The sequence below is a fragment of the Sutterella wadsworthensis 2_1_59BFAA genome (assembly GCF_000297775.1).
In the GTDB taxonomy this organism is placed as follows: domain Bacteria; phylum Pseudomonadota; class Gammaproteobacteria; order Burkholderiales; family Burkholderiaceae_F; genus Sutterella; species Sutterella wadsworthensis_A.
Genome location: NZ_JH815513.1, coordinates 204,890 through 224,953, shown reverse-complemented (window position 1 = coordinate 224,953; position 20,064 = coordinate 204,890). Strand labels below are relative to the sequence as shown.

Annotated in this window: 17 protein-coding genes and 3 tRNA genes; 12 read left to right on the top strand and 8 right to left on the bottom strand. The window is 63.4% G+C overall.

Annotation, left to right across the window (positions count from 1 at the left end; genetic code table 11):
• Positions 1-141: 141 nt before the first annotated feature.
• From HMPREF9465_RS00900 to HMPREF9465_RS00890, 3 genes are all read left to right on the top strand, one after another.
• Entirely contained in the window at positions 142-1,971 is a 1,830-nt protein-coding gene (locus tag HMPREF9465_RS00900; protein ID WP_005433221.1) for a carbon starvation protein A, read from the top strand.
• 155 nt (positions 1,972-2,126) lie between these two features.
• Positions 2,127-2,927 carry a thymidylate synthase gene (locus HMPREF9465_RS00895; RefSeq protein ID WP_005433219.1) on the top strand — a complete coding sequence of 267 codons (801 nt, stop codon included), beginning with the start codon at positions 2,127-2,129 and terminating at the stop codon, positions 2,925-2,927.
• Between the two features lie 10 nt (positions 2,928-2,937).
• Positions 2,938-3,426 carry a dihydrofolate reductase gene (locus HMPREF9465_RS00890; protein WP_005433217.1) on the top strand — a complete coding sequence of 163 codons (489 nt, stop codon included), beginning with the start codon at positions 2,938-2,940 and terminating at the stop codon, positions 3,424-3,426.
• A 322-nt stretch (positions 3,427-3,748) separates the two neighbouring features.
• On the opposite strand, the gene HMPREF9465_RS00885 is transcribed toward HMPREF9465_RS00890, so the two are convergent.
• The 5 genes from HMPREF9465_RS00885 to hemN form a co-directional block, all read right to left on the bottom strand.
• Positions 3,749-3,825: transfer RNA gene (locus HMPREF9465_RS00885), tRNA-Arg, on the bottom strand.
• A 23-nt stretch (positions 3,826-3,848) separates the two neighbouring features.
• A tRNA-Arg gene (locus HMPREF9465_RS00880) sits at positions 3,849-3,925 on the bottom strand.
• 199 nt (positions 3,926-4,124) lie between these two features.
• The gene (locus tag HMPREF9465_RS00875; protein WP_005433215.1) at positions 4,125-4,373 is read right to left on the bottom strand and encodes a sulfurtransferase TusA family protein; all 249 of its coding nucleotides are present in this window, start codon (positions 4,371-4,373) and stop codon (positions 4,125-4,127) included.
• A 9-nt stretch (positions 4,374-4,382) separates the two neighbouring features.
• Complete coding sequence (gene alaS / locus HMPREF9465_RS00870; RefSeq protein ID WP_005433213.1) at positions 4,383-7,010, bottom strand: alanine--tRNA ligase; 2,628 nt, start codon at positions 7,008-7,010, stop codon at positions 4,383-4,385.
• Positions 7,011-7,466: 456 nt separating this feature from the next.
• A complete protein-coding gene (gene hemN, locus HMPREF9465_RS00865) occupies positions 7,467-8,867 on the bottom strand; it encodes an oxygen-independent coproporphyrinogen III oxidase (protein ID WP_005433206.1) in 1,401 nt (466 codons plus the stop codon).
• A gap of 292 nt (positions 8,868-9,159) precedes the next feature.
• Between hemN and HMPREF9465_RS00860 the strand changes: the two genes are divergently transcribed.
• Positions 9,160-9,927, top strand: coding sequence for a helix-turn-helix domain-containing protein (locus HMPREF9465_RS00860; RefSeq protein WP_038006035.1), 768 nt, complete (start codon positions 9,160-9,162; stop codon positions 9,925-9,927).
• A gap of 121 nt (positions 9,928-10,048) precedes the next feature.
• Here the strand turns inward: HMPREF9465_RS00860 and ugpQ are convergent, their stop codons facing one another.
• On the bottom strand, positions 10,049-10,831 hold the full coding sequence (gene ugpQ / locus HMPREF9465_RS00855; protein ID WP_005433204.1) for a glycerophosphodiester phosphodiesterase: 783 nt from the start codon (positions 10,829-10,831) through the stop codon (positions 10,049-10,051).
• A 242-nt stretch (positions 10,832-11,073) separates the two neighbouring features.
• Between ugpQ and HMPREF9465_RS00850 the strand changes: the two genes are divergently transcribed.
• The 3 genes from HMPREF9465_RS00850 to HMPREF9465_RS00840 all read left to right on the top strand — a co-directional run bounded on the left by HMPREF9465_RS00850 (position 11,074) and on the right by HMPREF9465_RS00840 (position 14,219).
• Complete coding sequence (locus HMPREF9465_RS00850; RefSeq protein WP_005433203.1) at positions 11,074-12,078, top strand: Bug family tripartite tricarboxylate transporter substrate binding protein; 1,005 nt, start codon at positions 11,074-11,076, stop codon at positions 12,076-12,078.
• Between the two features lie 160 nt (positions 12,079-12,238).
• Positions 12,239-12,697, top strand: coding sequence for a tripartite tricarboxylate transporter TctB family protein (locus HMPREF9465_RS00845; RefSeq protein ID WP_005433202.1), 459 nt, complete (start codon positions 12,239-12,241; stop codon positions 12,695-12,697).
• A 13-nt stretch (positions 12,698-12,710) separates the two neighbouring features.
• A complete protein-coding gene (locus HMPREF9465_RS00840) occupies positions 12,711-14,219 on the top strand; it encodes a tripartite tricarboxylate transporter permease (protein WP_005433201.1) in 1,509 nt (502 codons plus the stop codon).
• A gap of 364 nt (positions 14,220-14,583) precedes the next feature.
• Here HMPREF9465_RS00840 and HMPREF9465_RS00835 read toward each other — a convergent pair whose 3' ends face one another.
• Positions 14,584-16,059: a bifunctional ADP-dependent NAD(P)H-hydrate dehydratase/NAD(P)H-hydrate epimerase gene (locus HMPREF9465_RS00835; protein WP_005433200.1), complete on the bottom strand. Its 1,476-nt coding sequence runs from the start codon at positions 16,057-16,059 to the stop codon at positions 14,584-14,586.
• A gap of 227 nt (positions 16,060-16,286) precedes the next feature.
• Between HMPREF9465_RS00835 and HMPREF9465_RS13600 the strand changes: the two genes are divergently transcribed.
• From HMPREF9465_RS13600 to HMPREF9465_RS13590, 3 genes are all read left to right on the top strand, one after another.
• Positions 16,287-16,580 (top strand): helix-turn-helix domain-containing protein, encoded by a 294-nt coding sequence (locus HMPREF9465_RS13600; protein ID WP_038006028.1) that lies wholly within the window; start codon positions 16,287-16,289, stop codon positions 16,578-16,580.
• Positions 16,581-16,758: 178 nt separating this feature from the next.
• On the top strand, positions 16,759-17,061 hold the full coding sequence (locus HMPREF9465_RS13595; protein WP_005433198.1) for a hypothetical protein: 303 nt from the start codon (positions 16,759-16,761) through the stop codon (positions 17,059-17,061).
• 54 nt (positions 17,062-17,115) lie between these two features.
• Complete coding sequence (locus tag HMPREF9465_RS13590) at positions 17,116-17,670, top strand: transposase (RefSeq protein ID WP_331270978.1); 555 nt, start codon at positions 17,116-17,118, stop codon at positions 17,668-17,670.
• Positions 17,671-17,684: 14 nt separating this feature from the next.
• Here the strand turns inward: HMPREF9465_RS13590 and HMPREF9465_RS00815 are convergent, their stop codons facing one another.
• Complete coding sequence (locus HMPREF9465_RS00815; protein ID WP_005433196.1) at positions 17,685-18,875, bottom strand: NAD(P)/FAD-dependent oxidoreductase; 1,191 nt, start codon at positions 18,873-18,875, stop codon at positions 17,685-17,687.
• A 123-nt stretch (positions 18,876-18,998) separates the two neighbouring features.
• Between HMPREF9465_RS00815 and HMPREF9465_RS00810 the strand changes: the two genes are divergently transcribed.
• The gene (locus HMPREF9465_RS00810; RefSeq protein WP_038006025.1) at positions 18,999-19,619 is read left to right on the top strand and encodes an NUDIX domain-containing protein; all 621 of its coding nucleotides are present in this window, start codon (positions 18,999-19,001) and stop codon (positions 19,617-19,619) included.
• A 72-nt stretch (positions 19,620-19,691) separates the two neighbouring features.
• Positions 19,692-19,766, top strand: a tRNA-Gly gene (locus tag HMPREF9465_RS00805).
• Positions 19,767-20,064: the final 298 nt, after the last annotated feature.

Sequence of the window (20,064 nt, the reverse complement as noted above, 5' to 3'; positions counted from 1 at the left end):
CAGATCGGCGAGTTTGAGAGCGCCGGGCCCGTCAATATGGCCTGGGATCCGCACCTACCGGATCCTTCAGGCCATTTTTTCGTGTTCCGGAAAGACGCTTGAAGCCGACGAAATCCCCCCAAAGCCAACCCGGAGAAAAACATGGAAACAGGAACGGGAGTCAACGCACTGACAATCGTCTTTGCCGCGCTCTGTATCTTTGCCATTGCTTACCGCTTCTACGGTCTCTTCATCGCGACCAAGGTCCTCAGCCTCAATGAAGCCCGCAAGACGCCTGCCGTCAAGTACAGCGACGGGCAGGACTATGTCCCGACCAACAAGTACGTGCTCTTTGGCCACCATTTCGCAGCCATTGCGGCAGCCGGCCCGCTTCTCGGCCCAGTTCTCGCAGCGCAGTTCGGCTACATGCCGGGCCTGCTCTGGATTCTGATCGGCTGCGTGCTCGCAGGCGGCGTGCACGACATGGTCGTGCTCTTCTGCTCCGTGCGCCACCGCGGCCGCTCGCTCGCCTACATCGCGACGCAGGAGATCGACAGGACGACGGGCTTCGTCGCCTCGTGGGCCGTCCTCGCGATTCTGATCCTGACGCTCGCGGGCCTCTCGATCGCCGTGGTCAACGCCATGCACAACTCGCTCTGGTCGACCTACACGGTCGCCGCGACGATTCCCATCGCCATTCTGATGGGCCTCTACATGCAGATCTGGCGCAAGGGCGACGTGGTCGGCGCGACGGTCATCGGCGTCGTGCTCCTCTTCCTCTGCATCCTTTCCGGTCCGTGGGTCGCCGCCCATCCCGAATACTTCGGCTGGCTCGACATCGACCGCAAGGCGATGAGCATCCTCATCCCGATCTACGGCTTCTTCGCCTCCGTTCTTCCCGTGTGGCTCCTGCTGCTGCCGCGCGACTACCTCTCCACCTTCCTCAAGATCGGCACGATCGGCGCCCTCGCCATCGGCATCGCCTTCGTGATGCCGAACTTCCAGATGCCGGCCTTCACGGACTTCATCCACGGCGGCGGCCCGATCGTGGGCGGTCCCGTCATTCCGTTCATCTTCATCACGATCGCCTGCGGCGCGCTCTCGGGCTTCCACGCCACGATCGGCACGGGTACGACCCCGAAGATGGTCGGCAACGAACGCGACGTGCTCTTCGTGGGCTACGGCGCCATGCTGATGGAAGGCTTCGTGGCCATCATGGCCCTTGTCGCCGCCTGCGTGCTGGTGCCCGCCGACTACTTCGCCATCAATGCGCCCGCCGAGAAGTTCCAGGCGCTCGGCATGGCCGTGCAGGAGCTTCCGCGCCTTGAAGCCGAGGTTCAGGAAAGTCTGATGGCCCGTCCGGGCGGCAGCGTCTCGCTCGCCGTCGGCATGGCCCACATCTTCTCCAAGATCCCGTTCATGGAACACCTGATGGCCTACTGGTACCACTTCGCCATCATGTTCGAAGCCGTCTTCATTCTGACGGCCGTGGACGCCGGCACCCGCGTCGGCCGCTTCTTCCTTCAGGAAATGATCGGCAAGGTCATCCCGAAGTTTGCGGACAAGGAATGGGTTCCGGGTGTGATCATCACCTCGGTGCTCTTCACGGGCTCCTGGGGATATCTCGTTTACTCGGGCGACATCGGCTCCATCTGGCCGCTCTTCGGCATCTGCAACCAGCTGCTCGCCAGCGTGACGCTTCTGATCGGCACCACCGTGATCCTGCGCATGAACAAGGCGAAGTACGCCTGGATCACGGGCGTGCCCGGCCTCTTCATGACCGTCATCACGTTTTGGGCGGGCATCTGGCTCATCGTCAACCAGTACCTGCCAGGCGGCAAGATCCTGCTTGCCACGCTCTCCGTGATCGTCATGCTCCTCATGCTCTTCGTGATCTACGGCACGCTGCGCCGCTGGTTCGCGCTCCTTGCGATCCACACGACGACGAAGGACGAGTACGGCGAAGACGTGAAGGTCGTGGTTCAGGAATAATCCTCCAGACTTCCGCTTCGTGAAGCATGCAGGCCCGCCGGTCGAAGGACTGGCGGGCCTGCTTTTGGAGAGTCCGATTTTCGGTAAACTGTGGTCACCTATCATTCGGGTCCCGCCATTCCGGAGGGACCTTCCAGCATTCGGGAGACAGCACCGTGCCGAGCAATCAGTACGAGACCCTGATGCGCCACGTATACGAACACGGCACGCACAAGTCCGACCGCACAGGCACCGGCACGCGATCCGTCTTCGGCTACCAGATGCGCTTCAATCTGGCGGAAGGCTTTCCGCTTGTCACGACGAAGAAGCTTCACCTTCGCTCGATCATTCACGAACTGCTCTGGTTCCTTCAGGGCAGCTCCAACATCAAGTACTTGCACGACAACGGCGTGACGATCTGGGACGAGTGGGCCGACGAGAACGGCGACCTCGGCCCCGTCTACGGCGTCCAGTGGCGCAGCTGGCCCGCACCCGACGGCAGCCACGTCGACCAGATCGAGAACCTGATGCAGCAGCTCAGGACCAATCCCGACAGCCGCCGCATGATCGTGTGCGCCTGGAATCCGGGCCTCGTGGACCAGATGGCGCTTCCGCCCTGCCACTGCCTTTTCCAGTTCTACGTGGCCGACGGCAGGCTCTCCTGCCAGCTCTACCAGCGCTCCTGCGACATCTTCCTCGGCGTGCCCTTCAACATCGCGAGCTACGCGCTGCTCACGCACATGGTGGCGCAGCAGGCGGGCCTCGAGGTCGGAGACTTCGTCTGGACGGGCGGCGACTGCCACCTCTATGACAATCACATGGAGCAGACCGAGCTTCAGCTCTCCCGCGAGCCGCGTCCCTATCCGCAGCTCGTGATCAGGCGCAAGCCCGACTCCATCTTCGACTACAGGTTCGAGGACTTCGAAATCACCGGCTACGATCCGTGGCCCCACATCAAGGCGCCCGTCGCCGTCTGAGGAGAGACTCATGAAGATCGCACTCATCGTCGCAGCCGCACGCAACGGCGTCATCGGCAGCGGCAACAAGATGCTCTGGCGCGTGCCCGAGGACTTCGCCCACTTCAAGCGCACCACGATGGGCCATCCCATCGTCATGGGCCGCAAGACCTGGGAGTCCATCGGCCGTCCGCTTCCCGGCCGCCGCAACGTGGTCGTCACGCGCAATGCGGACTACCGCGCCGAAGGCGCCGAAGTGGTTCCTTCCCTCGAGGAGGCCTTCAGGACGCTCGCTGACACGGACACCGTCTTCGTGATCGGCGGCGGCGAGATTTACCGTCAGGCTCTTCCGTCGGCCGACGTCGTGTGGCTGACGAAGATCGACGCCGACTTCGAGGGCGACACGACCTTCCCCGAGCTCCCCGAGTCCGAATGGACCACCGAGGTGCTCGAAATGCTCGAGCCGACCGAGTCCCGCTCCTTCGAGGTGACCTTCTGCCGCTGCGAACGCCGCGCCTGACGACCTCCTGAGGACGGACGCAGGAAAAGACAGGGCCCGCATGGAACGCAGCTTCCACGCGGGCCTTTTCATGCGAATGAAGACCTCATGCACGGGGTTGTGGGTAAGTTATCCACAGAAAATGTGCATAAAGGTTGAAAAAGCGGGGTCTTCTACGGGGATAACCCTGCAAAATATGATTGATGCAGTTTGCATAAATTTTGTGCAAACGTGGGTTGTCCACAGGAGTTTCGTGCTGAAAAATTAGAAGGCCTGAAATCGCCTGAAAAAGTGTAACGAAAAAGCCGCTGTTTTCAGACGAAAACAGCGGCTTTGGAATGGCTGGTGCGGTAGGCAGGATTCGAACCCACGACCCTCTGGTTCGTAGCCAGATACTCTATCCAACTGAGCTACTACCGCACACTTGTGTTCTACAGAGTTGATGGTGCGGTAGGCAGGATTCGAACCCACGACCCTCTGGTTCGTAGCCAGATACTCTATCCAACTGAGCTACTACCGCGTCAAAACTGTAGGAGCAGAATATTAGCGAACCCGAAGAAAAAAGGCAAGGCTTTTTGTGAAAATACCGCAAATGTGGTATCTGTTTCCTTCCTGTTCAGTCGATTTGCTTGCGGGACAGTCTTTTCGGACGGGCATGAAAAAAGGCCCCCGAAGCGGATGCTTCAGGGACCTTGATCAGGGTTCGGACCGGCCGGAGGTCAGTCCTCGCGGCGCCTGATGACGGTGACGTATTCGCCCGCCGCCTCGTCCGTGTTTTGGCTCACGAGCTCGTGGCCCGTCTGGCGGCAGAATTCCGCCAGATCGGCCAGGCTGTGCCTGTCGGTGCTGACGACGCGCAGGAGGGTGCCGCCCGCCATCTTGGCGAGGGCCTTCTTGGCGCGCAGCACCGGCATCGGGCAGTTGAGGCCGGGCAGGCAGAGGTCGACGACTTCGAGCGTTTCGGTCATCGTGCGTCCTCAGAGCTTGGCTTCGACCCAGGCCTGAACGTCGGCGAGCGCGGCGTCGAGGCCTTCGGCGCTCTGGGCGCCGGCCATGGCCATGTCGGGCTTGCCGCCGCCCTTGCCGCCGAGCTTCTGCGCGACGGAGTTGACGAGTTCGCCGGCCTTGACGCGGTCGGTGAGGTCGCGGCTGACGCCCGCGGCGAGCTGGACGCGGCCTTCGGCGCTGACGGCGGCGAGGACGGCCACGGCGGTGCCGAGCTTGTCCTTGACCTTGTCCATTGTTTCGCGCAGGGCCTTGGCGTCGGCGCCGTCCATGCGGGCGGCGAGGACCTTGATGCCCTTCACCTCGATGGCCTTTTCAAGGAGCGTGTCGCCCATGCGGTTGGCCATCTGGCTCTTGAGCTGTTCGAGCTGCTTTTCGAGGGCCTTGACGTTGGCCATCATGTCGTCGATCTTGGACGGCAGGTCGCAGGCCTTGACGTTGAAGCGGAAGGCGGCCTGGCCGAGGAGGGCGGCGTTCTTCTGGGCTTCGGCAAGGGCGTTCATGCCCGTGACGGCCTCGATGCGGCGGATGCCGGCGGCAACGCCCGCTTCGCCGAGGATCTTGAAGGAGCCGATGTCGCCCGTGCGCACGACGTGCGTGCCGCCGCAGAGCTCGACGGAGTTGCCGATCGTCTCAACGCGGACGATGTCGCCGTACTTTTCGCCGAAGAGCATCGTGGCGCCGGTCTTGCGGGCTTCTTCAAGCGGCAGGACTTCGGCCTTCGTGGCCGTGTTGGCGAGGATCTGCTCGTTGACGAGGTCTTCGACGCGGGCGATCTGCTCGGTCGTCATGGCCTGGCTGTGGGAGAAGTCGAAGCGCAGCTCGGTCGGGGAGACGAGGGAGCCCTTCTGTTCGACGTGCTCGCCGAGGACCTTACGCAGGGCCTGCTGGAGAAGGTGGGTCGCTGAGTGGTTGCGCTGCGTGGCGTGGCGGCGGTCGGCGTCGACCGTCAGGCGGAACTTGTCGCCCACGGCGATGCGGCCTTCCTCGACGTGGCAGGAGTGGCCCGTGACCTTGCCCTTGACGCGGATCGTGTCGAGCACGCCGGCGAGGGAGGCGTCGTTGCGACAGTGGCCGCGGTCGCCGACCTGGCCGCCCTGTTCGGCATAGAACGGGGTGCGGTCGAAGACGACGATGCAGTCGTCGCCCGCTTCGGCGAGTTCGACGGCCTGCCCGTCCTTGTAGACGGCGAGAACCGTGGCTTCGTTCTCTTCGAGCGTTTCGTAGCCGGTGAAGACCGTGTCGGCGCCCGTGTATTCGAGGCCGGCGGCCATCTTGAACTTGGCGCTGGCGCGGGCGGCCTCGCGCTGGCGGGCCATGGCGGCGTCAAAGCCGTCGAAGTCGATCTTGACGTCGCGTTCGCGGCAGACGTCGCCCGTCAGGTCGGCGGGGAAGCCGTAAGTGTCGTGCAGCTTGAAGACGACTTCGCCGTCAAGCACGCCGTCCTTGGAGCCGGCAATGGCGGCGTCGAGGATTTCCATGCCCTTGGAGAGCGTGAGGAAGAAGCGGCGTTCCTCTTCTTCGATGACCTTCTCGATGCGCGGATTGTTGATTTCCGGATAGGCTTCGGCCATTTCGGCGCGAACGGCGTCGACGAGCTTGTAGAAGAAGGGCTTGCGGGCGCCGAGCTTGTAGCCGTGGCGGATGGCGCGGCGGCAGATGCGGCGCAGCACGTAGGCGCGGCCTTCGTTGCCCGGGACGATGCCGTCGGCGACGGAGAACGTGCAGGCGCGGATGTGGTCAGCGATCACCTTGAGGGACGGGGATTCCGGATCGACGGCTTCGCCGCTCGTCTCCTCAAGGACGCGCTTGACGCTGGCGAGCAGGTTCTTGAAGAGGTCGATGTCGTAGTTGTTGTGCACGCCCTGGAGAACGGCGGCAATGCGCTCAAGACCCATGCCCGTGTCGACGGAGGGCTTCGGAAGCTTGTGCATGACGCCGCGCTCGTCGCGGTTGAACTGCATGAAAACGAGGTTCCAGATCTCGATGTAGCGGTCGCCGTCTTCCTCGGGGCTCCCCGGAGGGCCGCCCTGGATCTTGTCGCCGTGGTCGTAGAAGATTTCGGTGCAGGGACCACACGGCCCCGTGTCGCCCATCATCCAGAAGTTGTCGGACATGTAGCGGGCGCCCTTGTTGTCGCCGATGCGGACGATGCGCTCGGCGGGAACGCCGACTTCCTCGTGCCAGATGTTGTAGGCCTCGTCGTCCTCGGCATAGACCGTGACCCAGAGCTTTTCGGCGGGCAACATGAAGTGCTTCGTCAGGAGCTCCCAGGCGAAGTTGATGGCGTCATGCTTGAAGTAGTCGCCGAACGAGAAGTTGCCGAGCATCTCGAAGAACGTGTGGTGGCGGGCGGTGTAGCCGACGTTGTCAAGGTCGTTGTGCTTGCCGCCGGCGCGGATGCACTTCTGGGACGTCGTGGCGCGGGTGTACGGGCGCTTGTCGAAGCCGAGGAACACGTCCTTGAACTGGTTCATGCCGGCGTTCGTGAAGAGAAGCGTCGGGTCATGGGCGGGGACGACCGGGCTCGAGGCGACGATCGTGTGGCCCTTGCTTTCGTAGAAGTTCAGAAAGGTGCGGCGAATGTCTGCGACTTTCATAAATGGGTTTTCGGGACTCCCTGTCAGGCGGCGTGCGCCTGGTCAGGGCCGTTCCATCTCCTATAGGTTTTTGTCAATTCGGTGCCGTGCAGCTGCATCCGGAGGCGGGATGCTCCGGCCGGCGGCGGGAACGGAGGTCGGTCTGCCTGTGGCGGCGACGGCGAGCTCCGAGGCGGCCCGCTCTGGCTGACGGCCGGCAGTGCCGGCCGCGGCATGAACGGTGTGTCGGGAGCCTTCGTGAAGACTCGGGACGAAAACTCATATTTTACCCCCATCGCATGGGTTCGGCCCTGCAACTCCCTGTCGGAATGCGGATTTTCATGCCCTGAGGGTCGAAACGGGGGCCGGATCGTGCAAAAAGGAGACGCCCGCCTCACGGGAGGCGGGCGTCGGAGGGTGCGGGCGTCGTCTCCGGGCGTCCTGAGACGCCCGGCGGGACGCGCCGTGCCGGGCCGCTTAGGCGATGCGGGAGTAGCCGCCCGCGCGGGTGGATTCGCGCAGGTAGCGGTCGAAGTGCATCGCGACGGCGCGCACGAAGATCTTGCCCTTGGCGGAGACGACGAGGCGGTCGTCGTAGAGCTCGACGAGCTCGTGCTTCACGTAGGGCTTCATCTTGCCGAGCTCGTAGGCGAACGTTTCGTCGAACTTGATGCCGAAGCGTTCCTCGACGTCGCGCTTGCGGAGCTCGAAGTTGCACATGATCGTCATGATCACGTAGCGGCGCATTTCGTCGTCGGCGTTGAGCAGGTAGCCGCGGTTCGTGGCGAGGCGGCCCTCGCGGATGGCGGCGTAGTAGTCCTCAAGCTCGCGCGGGTTGCAGGCGTAGGCGCTGCCGATCTTGGAGATGCTCGAGACGCCGAGGGCGATCATGTCGCATTCGGCCTTTGTCGAGTAGCCCTGGAAGTTGCGCTGCAGGGAGCCTTCCTTCTGGGCTACGGAGAGTTCGTCGGTCTCCTTGGCGAAGTGGTCCATGCCGATGTAGCGGTAGCCGTTGGCCGTCAGGCGCTTGATGGCGTCGAACATGATGTTGACCTTTTCGACCGTATCGGGAAGGTCGGCGGGCAGGATGCGGCGCTGCGGCTTGAAGTGGTTCGGCAGGTGGGCGTAGTGATAGAGCGCGATGCGGTCGGGGGAGAGCTCGAGCACCTGGTCGATCGTCTTCTCGAACGTGCCGCGGTTCTGCTTGGGCAGGCCGTAGATGAGGTCCATGTTGATGGACTCGAAGCCGTTTTCGCGGGCGGCCTCCATCGTGGCCTTCGTCATCTCGAAGGGCTGGATGCGGTTCACGGCCTTCTGGACGTCGGGGTTGAAGTCCTGGACGCCGAGGGACATGCGGTTGAGGCCCAGATCGTGCAGGTGCTTGACCTTGTCGGCGTCGCAGGTGCGCGGGTCAACCTCGATCGAGAACTCGCCGCCCTGGGCGAGCGGGAAGCGCTTCGTGAGCGTCTCCATCATGAGCGTGAGCTCGTCGTTCGTGAGGAAGGTCGGCGTGCCGCCGCCGAAGTGGAGCTGCTCGAGCTCGGTGGAGCCCGTGACGGCCTCTTTCACGAGGTCGGCTTCGCGGCCGATCATCTCGATGTACTCGGCGCTGCGGGAGTGGTCGCGCGTGACGATCTTGTTGCAGCCGCAGTAGAAGCAGACGTCGTTGCAGAAGGGAACGTGCACGTAGAGCGAGAGGTCGGCGGGCTCCTTCGCGTCAGCGCGGCCGGCGAGGGCCTTGCGGTAGTCTTCGGCACCGAAGCTCGCGTTGAATCGGTCGGCGGTCGGATACGACGTGTAGCGGGGGGCGGGCACGTCGAATTTGCGCAGGAGGTCCATTTCGGGCAGTTCAACGCCGCTGGTTGCAGGATTCGTCATCTGAGGATTTTCCTTGGTCTGTGACTTAAGTTAAACTTCCTGATATTATTGAGGCCGTAGATCGCTTTTCTTTGACTCACGTCAACAAGCGCTCGCGTCGGAAGTGCTGTGTGACGGCACTTCGACGACAGAAAGGGTCCGTGCTTCAGGATGCATGTGGGCATTCTAGACGCGGCAGATTATTTCTAGATTATTGAACGCGAGAACGCGGCCGCGGACTGGGCGGCCGGCGGTCTTGGTTTCATCGAGGGGAGTGGCCTGACTTCGGGCCTTCCTCAGCAACGGGGGCAAGATGAATATCACGACACTGCGCATTGGCTGTTCGAACTGCAACCTGAGAGAGGTCTGCATGCCGCTCGGCCTTACGCTCAAGGATATGGAGACGGTGGAGGAGCTTGTCTCCGCCCGCCGCCGCATCCGTCGCGGCGAGGCGCTCTACCGTGCCGGCGACTACTTCAACAATCTCTATGTGGTTCGCCTCGGCTTCCTGAAGAGCACCGTCATGAGCAGCGACGGTCGCGAGCAGGTCACCAACTTCTTCATGGCCGGCGAGATGATCGGCCTTGATGGCATTTCGAGCAACGTCTACTCCTGCGACGTCGTCGCGCTCGAGGACACGGAGGTCTGCGTCCTCCCCTTCGACCGCGTCGAACAGGCGACGACCACGATCCAGACGATGGGCAAGCACTTCCAGAAGCTGCTCTCTCGCGAAATCGTGCGCCAGCACGGCGTGATGCTGCTGCTCGGCTCCATGCACGCCGAGGAGCGTCTTGCCGCCTTCCTCCTGTCGCTCTCCCAGCGCTTCGAAAACCGCGGCTACTCCCGCAGCGAGTTCGTGCTGCGCATGACGCGCGCCGAAATCGGCTCCTACCTCGGCCTCAAGCTCGAGACCGTGAGCCGCGTGCTCTCGCGCTTCTCCCATGACGGCCTCATCGAGGTCAACCAGAAGCACGTCCGCATCTTCGACCCCGAGGGCCTGCGCGCCATCGTCTCGGCGGTCGACCTCGACCACTCGCCCTCGCCCGTCACGGCCTCGCCCATGAAGATCCAGAAGGCCTGATGGCCACGCCCTGCAGGACATGAAGAAGCCCGCCTTTCCTGATGGAAATGGCGGGCTTTTGAGTCTTCATTCGGGCCCTCATTCAGGCCCTTCCTGAGACTTCAGACGTCGGGTGCGTGCCTCAGAGCGACGGGCGCACCAGGTCGAGCCTGTCGGTGCACAGGCCGTCGACGCCCCACGAGAAGAGCTCGCGGGCGCGGCGCGGATCGTTCACCGTGTAGCAGAAGAGCCAGTAGCCCAGGGCCTTCACCTCGCGTGCGAATTCAGGCGTCAGGCGGCGCTGGTTGCAGTGAAGCGCCACGCACTTCATCTCCTCGAGCACCTCGCGCCAGTTTTCGGGCAGCTCGTCGACGAGGAAGCCGCGCGGAATGTTGGGGGCGGTCTCCATCGCGCCGCGAAGGGCTTCGGGCTTGAAGGACGAGAAGAGCGGAGCATCGGGCACGATGCCCGCCTGAGTGGCGCCGCCCTCGCGCACGAGGTCGGCATAGAGCTCGCCCGTCAGGCGGCCGACGACGCGGCCCGTCTCGAGCTCGGCGCCCTTGGCAGGCTTGATCTCGATGTTGAGCCAGACGCGGTTGGCGCGGCACCAGCGGACGGCCTGCTCGAAGCCTGCGGGAGGCACGCCCGTGTACTGCGGCGCAAACCAGCTGCCCGCGTCAAGCGACCTGATCTCGAGGCTCGTGAGCTCGGGCACGGAGCGTGTGTCGCGGATCGTGCGGCCGAAGCGCTCGTCGTGCATCAGGACGGGAACGCCGTCCTTGGCGAGCATGGCGTCCGTCTCGAAGGCGTGGAAGCCGTGGTGAAGACCGGCGCGGAAACCCTCGAGGGTGTTTTCAGGCGCCATCGTGCCCGCACCGCGGTGGGCGGAGACGCGGGCATAGGGCCAGGGATGAACGGATTGCATGATGATGTGTCCTCATGTCGGGGCGACGGTCGGGATCCGCCGCCTTTTTCAACAAGGCAATTGTAGGCTCGCCAACGATTTTCATAGTGGTGAATACCTAGGGCGAAAACCCTAATATGCGCTCGAAACGCCTGTGATAGAGGTTGTTGCGGGTGCGCCTAAAACAAAGTGCCTAGTTTTGCCATTTCCCGTCCATAGCGTATATGCTTGGAACAACTTCATCTCTCAGAGGAGAAATCAATATGATTCAACGTCGCACTCTTATCGGTGCCATCGGCGCGGTGGCACTCTCCAGTGCCTCCTATTTCCCGATGACAGCCTGTGCGGCCATGCCTCGGGGTGAAGGTTCGGATCCGATCCGCATCGTCGTGCCGTACCCGCCGGGAGGTCCTCTCGACGTCTCCGCCCGCACGATCGCGGAAGCCGTCGTCGACACGCTCGGCAACGTCATCGTCGACAACCGTCCCGGTGCGGGCGGCGGCGTCGGCATGGGCTACGTCAAGCGTCGTCCCGGCGACGGCCGCACGCTTGTCGTGGGCGCGGTCGCCACGCATGCGATCAACCCGCATCTCTACAAGCGCCTGCCCTATGACGCGAAGAAGGACTTCAAGGCCGTGACGCTCATCGCCCACGTGCCCAACGTCCTCGTCGTCACGCCCGAGTTCTCGCAGAAGACGGGCGTCAAGACGGTCCAGAATCTCGTCGAATACGCGAAGAAGAACCCCGGCAAGCTCAACTACGCCTCCGGCGGCAACGGCAGCGCGGGCCACATGGCCGGCGAATGGCTCAAGCAGATCAAGGACATCGACATGGTCCACGTCCCGTTCGCGGGTGCCGCCGCCGCGCAGCTCTCCGTGCTCGCGGGTCAGACCGACCTGATCTTCGACAACCTCGCGAGCGCCACCGCCAACATCCGCGCGGGCAAGCTCCTGCCGCTCGCCGTCACGACGAATGTGCGCGCAAAGGCGCTGCCCGACGTCCCGACGATGCAGGAGGCGGGTGTCCCCGACTTCGACATCTCCACGTGGTACGGCCTCTTCGTGCCCGCCTCCACGCCCGACGACGTGGTCGCGCACCTCAACAAGGCGATCACGGGAGCCCTCAGGTCCGCGCCCGTTCAGGAAAGGCTTGAAAAGCTCGGCGGCGTCGCCTCTCCGACAACGCCCGAAGAGTTCCAGGAGCTCGTGACAAGCGAAAGCGAGAAGTACGCAAGGCTTGTCAAGCTTTCCGGCGCACGCGTCGACTGACGCAGGGCGCAGCTCGAATGGAAGGCCTCGAATCCCAAGGAATCGAGGCCTTTTTTCTCATTCGCTAGAATCAAGGCTCGCTGTTCAACGAAAACAATGACTAACGCACGGCGCAGCCGCGCGGCCCGGACGGCCGTGCGGCTGACGCAGACCCCTTGAAATGATGATCAAAAACAAAAAGGACTTCTGGGCAGGCATATTCTTCATCGCTTTCGGCGCCGGCGCCGCGGCCGTTGCCCAGGAGAATGCGCTCGGCACGCTCTCGCGCATGGGGCCCGGCTTCTTCCCGACGGCCCTTGGCGTCATTCTGGCCCTGCTCGGCTGCTGCCTGAGCCTTCGCGCTCTGCTCTTCTCCGGTTATGGCGACGGCTCCCTCGAAGGCGTCAACTGGGGCGTACTCGGATTCATCCTCGGCAGCGTCGCGGTCTTCGCCGTCTCGCTCCTCGAGCTCGGCGTCCTGCTCTCCATCGCCCTCATGATCGTGATCTCGTCGCTTGCCAGCGGACGCTTCCGTGCAAGGGAGGTGGCGGTGCTCACGGTCTTCATGTGCCTTCTCTGCTGGGTGATCTTCATCTTCGGCGTGGGCCTTCAGGTGCCGGTTCTGCCGGCCTTCCTCTGAGGGAGGTGCGCACATGGATCTCGTCTCCAACCTGCTGCTCGGCTTTCAGAACGCCGTCACGCTTCAGAATCTTCTCTACTGCTTCACGGGCGTCTCCGTGGGCACGCTCATCGGCGTGCTGCCCGGCATGGGGCCCGTTGCCACCGTGGCGATGCTCCTGCCGATCACGTACGCGCTCGACCCGTCGGCCGCCCTCATCATGCTTGCGGGCATCTACTACGGCGCCCAGTACGGCGGCTCCACGACGGCCGTCCTCGTCAACATTCCGGGCGAGGCCGCCGCAGTGGTGACCTGCATCGACGGCCACAGCATGGCCAAGAAGGGTCGCGCGGGCGCGGCGCTCGGCATTGCGGCCATAGGCAGCTTCATCGCGGGCACCTTCGCCACGATGCTGATCGCGGCCTTCGCGCCGCCCCTGACCGAGCTCGCCTTCGAGTTCGGCCCCGCCGAGTACTTCAGCCTGATGGTGCTCGGCCTCGTGGGCGCCGTGGTGCTCGCCAACGGCTCGCTTCTCAAGGCCGTCTGCATGATCTTCGTGGGCCTCATCCTCGGCCTCGTGGGCTCGGACATCAATTCGGGCGCGCTGCGCTACACGTTCGGCGTCGACGAGCTGATGGACGGCATCGACTTCGTGGCGATCTCGATGGGCATCTACGGCTTCGCGGAGATCATGAAGAACCTCGAGATCAGCCAGACGCGCAGCCTCGTGCCCGTCAAGGTCGAGAGCGTGCTCCCGACGAAGGAGGACCTCAAGGTGTCGGCGGGCCCGATCGCCCGAGGAACGCTGCTCGGATCCTTCCTCGGCATCCTGCCGGGCGGCGGCGCGCTTCTCTCGTCCTTTGCGTCCTACACCCTCGAGAAGAAGCTCGCGGGCGAACGCGCAGAACCCGCCTTCGGACAGGGCAACATCCGCGGCGTGGCGGGCCCCGAGTCCGCCAACAACGCGGGCGCCCAGACGAGCTTCATCCCGATGCTCACGCTCGGCATCCCGTCCAACGCCGTCATGGCGCTCATGATCGGCGCCATGATGATCCATGACATTACGCCTGGCCCCCAGGTGATGAACACCGACCCCGAACTCTTCTGGGGCCTCATCGTCTCTATGTGGATCGGCAACCTCATCCTGATCGTCCTCAACCTGCCGATGATCGGCGTCTGGGTGCAGCTCCTGCGCGTGCCGTACCGCTGGCTCTATCCCGCGATCCTCGCCTTCTGCTGCATCGGCGTCTACTCGATCAACAACAACGTCTTCGACGTGTGGATGACGATCGGCTTCGGTGCGCTGGGCTATCTCTTCAACAAGCTCGGCTGCGAAAGCGCGCCCCTCATTCTGGGCTTCATCCTCGGTCCCATGATGGAGGAGAACATGCGCCGCGCGCTTCTGCTCTCGAGGGGCGACATGAGCTGCTTCCTCACGAGCCCGCTCTCGGCGGCGTTCCTTGCGCTGAGCGTCCTTCTGCTGCTTCTCGTGCTCGCCCCGGCCGTGCGCTCGGGCCGCGAGACGGCCTTCAGGGAGGACTAGCTTCGGTCGAGACATGAACGAGCACGACGAACCTGAGGCAAGGGGGCCGGCGGAATGATCCGCCGGCCCCCTGCCGTTTTCAGGGCGAAAAAAATCCCCGCGTCCTTTCGGAACGCGGGGCAAACCCTCATTGTTAGCGGTATCCAACCGATTCAGGAGACTCAGCACTTGCGTGCTTCGTTGAGTAGAAGATTACAGGCAGAGGGCTCCGGGATGTTTTTCCTTGAGTCATTGTCCGTAAGAGAATGTAATTCCCGTTTTCGGTTGAAATTTGCTCGAATTGCTGGACATCAGGTGTTTTCGACGTCCGGCTGCGCAAAACTTTGTTGCGCGGCGGGGATTCGTGAAACAAGCTGTCCGATCGTCAGAGGTCGTAGCTCACCCTGGCGTCGTGCACGAGGGCCATGGCGTTCGGAGCGATTTCGCCTGCGGTGAAGCCCGCTTCGAGGCCCTCGGCGGAGAGGCCGTGGAAGTAGACGGCGGCGAGCACGGACTCGACCATGTCGTAGCCCTGGGCGAACATGGCGCCGATCATGCCGGCGAGGACGTCGCCCGAGCCGCCCGTGGCGAGCATGGGGCTGCCGGTCGGGTTGATCCAGGTGCGGGAGCTGCGCATCGAGATGACGGTGCCCGCGCCTTTGAGGACGACGATGGCGCCAGTCTGGACGGCGAGCTCGCGGCAGGCGGCGACGCGGTCGGCGGTGACGCCGGCGGTGTCGCGGCGCAGCAGGCGGGCGGCTTCGCCCGGGTGCGGCGTGAGGACGGTCGGGGCGCGGCGGGCGAGCACCATGTCCTGAAGCTTGATGTCGGCGGCGATGATGTTGAGCGCGTCGGCGTCAAGGATGAGCGGCTTCTGGCAGTTGAGGGCCTCGATGACGCGGGCCTTCGCTTCGGCGGAGGTGCCAAGGCCGCAGCCGAGGACGATCGCGTCGAAGTCCTCAAGATTGACGGGCTTGGTCGCGAACATAATTTCCGGATAGACCATGTCGACGTGCGGCGCATGCTCGGCGCGGCATTCGAGCGTGACGCGGCCGGCGCCCGAGATCAGGGCGGCGCGGGCGGCGAGGATCGAGGCGCCGATCATGCCGTCGGTGCCGCCGATGACGGCCACGCTGCCGTAGTCGCCCTTGTGGGAGTTCTTGACGCGGGGACGAAGAACGCGCGGGAATTCGTCGGTGCCGATCACGGAGAGCGGGGAGAGCGGAACGGAGACGTCGAGCTCGTTGAGGACGATCTCGCCGGCGGCGTCGGCGCCTTCGCACATGTAGAGGCCGGATTTGACGCAGAGGAACGTGATCGTCACGTCGGCGCTGCAGCCGGGATAGCTGCCGGTCCAGTGACCCGTGACGGGGTTGAGACCGGACGGAATGTCGAGCGAGACCTTGAGGGCCTGGCGTTCGTTGAACCAGAGGACGGCGTCGAGGCAGTCACCCGTGATCGGCTTGGCAAGGCCCGTGCCGAAGAGACCGTCGACGACGCAGTCGGCCTTTTCCGTCATGTACGGATCGTCATAAGTCGTGCCGCCGGCCTGCGTCCAGCGTTCGAGCTGGGCGAGTGCGAGGGCGGAGGTCGGGCGGCGGCCGCCCGGGAGCACCACGTTCACGACGGCGCCCTTCTCACGGAGCTCGCAGGCGCAGGCAAGGGCGTCGCCGCCGTTGTTGCCCGGACCGACGAGCAGGGTGACTCGGCGCTGTTCGACGCCGGCATCCTCGAGACGCTTCATGATGAGTTCGGCGGCGGCCGCGCCGGCGCGCTTCATCAGCGTATCGGCGCCGAGCTGGTTGGCGGCGCGCATTTCCAGATTCTGCAGTTCGTCTGCGGTGAGAATGGTAAGGCTCATGATCGGGTTCCTTGGGTCCTGAAAGGAAAATGTGCGGGTTATTGTACTCGCACATTATTGATGTTGACGAATGGCCGCGGCGCCCGCACGCGGCACAGGAGGCTTCTCAAAGGCCGCCTTATCCAACGGGCCGTAAAACCTCTCCATTCATGGGGAGGATATAAGGCCCCAATGGGCATTTGGTTGAAAAACACGCATTCCTGAAGGAAGTGTGCCATGATGTTCGTATGAAGATCACCTGCGCCTTTCAATACGAACTCTACGTTGACGAGACCCGACGTGCGGCCTTGAGTCGAAACGCCGGTTGCCGCAGGTTTGTCTTCAACAAGGCGTTGGAGATCCAAAACGAGCGCAAGTCCAAAGGTGAAAAGCTTCTCACTTACAAGGAGCTCGCTCACGAGTTGGTGCTCTGGAAAAAAAACAACCCGAGACCGCCTTTCTTCGAGAGGCGATGTCCCAACCGCTCCAGCAGGCCCTGCGCGATCTCGATCGCGCCATCGGCGACAGCTTCCGTCCAATAGCGATCCGGCACACAAAGGGTGGCCGAAGTTCAAGGCGAAAGACATCGGTGACGGCTTTCGGATTCCGCAATTTGCTCCTGAACACATCGACGATGCCAACGGGCGAGTCAAGCTCCCAAAGATCGGTTGGATTCGATACCGCAGAACGCGTCCCATCGCGTTCGAGTGTGCGGACGGGATGCTCGTTCCCGGTGTCGTGAAGCAGATTCACGTCAGGAAGGACTGCGGCCACTGGTTCGTGATCTTCACGGTTGAGTTCGAAGTCAAGGTCCCCGACATGAAGGCGCTCGATGTTGGAATCGACGTCGGCGTCGTGCATGCCGTCGCGACGAACGACGGACGATTCTACGATCTCGACACGGCGAAGATTCGCTCGATCGAGAAACGCATTGCGGGCTTGAAACGCAAGCTTTCGCTCAACCAGGAGTCGCGAAAGAAACTCGCGAAGTTGGGACTGGCGGAGCCTTTTGACAAGAAGTAGCCGAGTTGCAAGCGGCGTCGGCTCAAGGAGAAGCTTCAAAAGTTATATCGAAAGATTCGTTGCATTCGACAGGATTTCAACAGGAAGACGGCGCATGCGCTCGCGCAGGAGTACGGCTGCGTGTACGTCGAGGACCTGAAGGTGAAGAACATGACGGCGTCCGTCAAGGGCACCGTTGAGAACCCCGGCAAAAATGTGAAGCAGAAAAGCGGGCTCAACCGCGCCATCCTGCGCACGGGGTTCTACAGTCTTCGCCAAGCAATCGAATGGCAACTTCTGAAAATGGGTGGTGTGGTGATTCCCGTCGATCCGAGAGGGACGAGCATCACCTGCCCGCACTGTCAGACCAGGGACAAACGCAACCGCCCGACTCAGGCGATTTTCAAGTGCGTCAACGAAAGTTGCGGCTTCAAAGCGAATGCCGACGTGGTGGGCGCCCTGAACGTGTTGAGGAAGGGCCGGACAGGCCCGAGTGCACACAACAAAAAGCACATCGCCCATGTAGTGAGTATTGGGGAGCAAGGCTTTCGGCCGGAGGACTCGATGCCATCAATGGGAGCCATCCTCAAGCCACGCGATCGCGTGGCCCAAGGAATCCCCGCCCTTTAGGACGGAGGAGGAAGTCAAGCGCCGAATCGCCGCCATGAGAGGCGTTCGGAGAAGGGGTTCTCGCGTCCGAGGACGCCGTCGGAGACGACGTCCGCCACGGCCGTGCAGAAGTCGGCGCCGTGGATGCCGCCCGCAATGCTCAGGTGCAGCCCCGGCATGCCGGAGGCGCCTGCGACGGGCAGGCCGTCGGGGCTCGAGAGCACGGTGTGCGAGAGATAGCGCCCCTGAGACCAGTCGGTGGCGGCGGGGAAGAGCTTCACGCCCATTTCCCAGAGCGCCTTGTACTCCTTGTCGACGGGGCAGTGCTCCTGGGCGCCGAGATGCCAGCGGCCCATGATGCGCACGAACGTGTCGAGCGGCAGTGCGATGCGTCCCTCGGGCGTCCTCACGGCATGGCGCATCACGCAGGCGTCGCCCGAGAGGCTCACGTTGAGCACGGAGCGGGTGACGGGCGCAAGCGGCACGCCGCCGTAGGCATGTTCGGGAAGAATTTCAAGGGCGCCCGTGCCGCAGGCGACGACGACGGCGTCGGCCCTGACGGGCTCGTCCGCCGCCACGCCGCAGATGCGGCCGTTGTCGGAGATGAGGCCCGTCGCCTTCCTGCTGCAGAGGATCTTCACTCCCGCTTCGGCGAGGTGTTCCCTGAGCTGCTTGGCGTAGTAGCTCACGGACCAGGTGGTCGCGCGCGAGAATGAGAAGCTCCCGACGTCCGTGGCCGCATAGAGCGAGGGCTCGATGGCAGTGACGTCCTCAAGCGTCGCGGGGGACGCTTCGCCGGCCTCGGGCGAGACGATGATCGTGCCCGCGCTTTCCTGAAGAATGAAGCCGTGCTCCTGCGCCTCGGCCCTGAGCATCGACGTCGAGGCCTCGGAGAGCTCCGCGGCGAGCGCGTCCCTCGCCTCGCATCGCGCGGGCTCGCGGCATGCGGTCATGGCGGAGATGAAGCTCGGGTGGCGAACGGCCGCGCCGCTGCCGTAGACGAGTTCCGAGGTGTTCGAGGCGAGCGCCTTGAGGCGCGCAAGACGTCCTGCCGGACGTGCGATCGGCGCGGGTGCGGGGTCGCCGAGAACGGCGCCCGCACAGTAGCTCGCGCCCTGGCAGGGCGCGCGCTGGGCTTCGATGACGGTGACGTCGGCACCTTTTCTGACGAGGGACAGGGCGGTCTGCAGGCCCGTGAGGCCCGCTCCAACGACTGCGGCGTGCATGTACTGGTATTTTTTTTGGGAAAAAAGGAATCGGTCATTGTAGCCCAGTCCGCCGGCATGGGCCTCCCCCGCACGTACGGCTGGCATATACTGAAGGAACCGCTTTTTTCCGGAACATCCGCCATGACCGAACATACGACCGCCGAGTGCCCCTATCCGAAGCTTGAGGCTCCCGTTCCCCGCGCCGAGCGAGAGAACGATCCGCTCACCGAAACGTCCGTCGCCGAGCGCGTGCTCCTCGACGGCCGCTTCATCAAGGTGGTCGAGGAGGACGTCGTCCTTCCCGACGGACGTCCGAGCCGCCGCTTCGGCCTGCGCCACGGCGGCGCGGCCGGCATGATCGCCCTGGGGGCTGACGGCACGATCGTCCTCGAACGCCAGTGGCGCCATCCGCTGCGCAGGGCCTTCTGGGAGATTCCTGCGGGCAAGCTCGATCAGGGCGAGGCCGAGCTCGACTGCGCGAAGCGCGAGCTCGTCGAGGAGTGCGGCATTCACGCAGCGCGCTGGACGCGACTCGGCGAACTCAACAACGCGATCGGTTATTCCAATGAACGCATCGTCGTGTTTCTGGCCGAGGACCTCTCCTGGGGCACGCAGGCCCTTGACGAGGGCGAGCATCTCGAGGTTGTCCGCGTCGATCTGAAGGAGGCGCTCGACATGTGCGCCGACGGCCGCATCACGGACGTCAAGACCATCGTCGGCCTCTTCTGGCTCGAACGCCTTCTCGCCTCGCGCAGCGCCTGAGGCGCACGGTCCGCAGGGCTTGGGTGTTTGGCAATTCGACGGGCTCTGTGGTAAGATTCCAAAACTCTCGAAGCGGGTGTCGTATAACGGCTATTACCCCAGCCTTCCAAGCTGGAGACGAGGGTTCGACTCCCTTCACCCGCTCCATGAAAATCGCCTCGCAGGCAGTCGGCCCGCGGGGCTTTTTTGTTTTCTGCGCTCTTGTCGGGAGATCAAGAGCGCCGTCGGTTGCGGAAGAGTTTGAGCTTCGCAGTCAGCCTCAGAACGCCGTCATGGGCGGAGGATTGGATCGTGTTCTGCAGATGCGTGCCACACCTGAGTGGAAAGCCGCACGAGCCATGCCGAAGGGCAGGGAAAGGACAAAAGCTTTCCGCGATACTCGTGTGCGGTTCCGCTTGACGAATACGACTTGTTGGTGAAAGTCGTATCGACAAAGAAGCTCAAG

Excerpts from the sequence above, each read along its gene's own strand:
- HMPREF9465_RS00845 (WP_005433202.1), top strand. The coding sequence starts at position 12,239 with ATGATGATCAAAAACAAAAAGGACTTCTGGGCAGGCATATTCTTCATC.
- HMPREF9465_RS00815 (WP_005433196.1), bottom strand. The coding sequence starts at position 18,875 with ATGCACGCCGCAGTCGTTGGAGCGGGCCTCACGGGCCTGCAGACCGCC.
- HMPREF9465_RS13600 (WP_038006028.1), top strand. The coding sequence starts at position 16,287 with ATGAAGATCACCTGCGCCTTTCAATACGAACTCTACGTTGACGAGACC.
- HMPREF9465_RS13595 (WP_005433198.1), top strand. The coding sequence starts at position 16,759 with ATGCTCGTTCCCGGTGTCGTGAAGCAGATTCACGTCAGGAAGGACTGC.
- HMPREF9465_RS00890 (WP_005433217.1), top strand. The coding sequence starts at position 2,938 with ATGAAGATCGCACTCATCGTCGCAGCCGCACGCAACGGCGTCATCGGC.
- hemN (WP_005433206.1), bottom strand. The coding sequence starts at position 8,867 with ATGACGAATCCTGCAACCAGCGGCGTTGAACTGCCCGAAATGGACCTC.
- HMPREF9465_RS00875 (WP_005433215.1), bottom strand. The coding sequence starts at position 4,373 with ATGACCGAAACGCTCGAAGTCGTCGACCTCTGCCTGCCCGGCCTCAAC.
- HMPREF9465_RS00900 (WP_005433221.1), top strand. The coding sequence starts at position 142 with ATGGAAACAGGAACGGGAGTCAACGCACTGACAATCGTCTTTGCCGCG.
- HMPREF9465_RS00835 (WP_005433200.1), bottom strand. The coding sequence starts at position 16,059 with ATGAGCCTTACCATTCTCACCGCAGACGAACTGCAGAATCTGGAAATG.
- HMPREF9465_RS00840 (WP_005433201.1), top strand. The coding sequence starts at position 12,711 with ATGGATCTCGTCTCCAACCTGCTGCTCGGCTTTCAGAACGCCGTCACG.
- HMPREF9465_RS00860 (WP_038006035.1), top strand. The coding sequence starts at position 9,160 with ATGAATATCACGACACTGCGCATTGGCTGTTCGAACTGCAACCTGAGA.
- ugpQ (WP_005433204.1), bottom strand. The coding sequence starts at position 10,831 with ATGCAATCCGTTCATCCCTGGCCCTATGCCCGCGTCTCCGCCCACCGC.
- alaS (WP_005433213.1), bottom strand. The coding sequence starts at position 7,010 with ATGAAAGTCGCAGACATTCGCCGCACCTTTCTGAACTTCTACGAAAGC.
- HMPREF9465_RS00810 (WP_038006025.1), top strand. The coding sequence starts at position 18,999 with ATGACCGAACATACGACCGCCGAGTGCCCCTATCCGAAGCTTGAGGCT.
- HMPREF9465_RS00850 (WP_005433203.1), top strand. The coding sequence starts at position 11,074 with ATGATTCAACGTCGCACTCTTATCGGTGCCATCGGCGCGGTGGCACTC.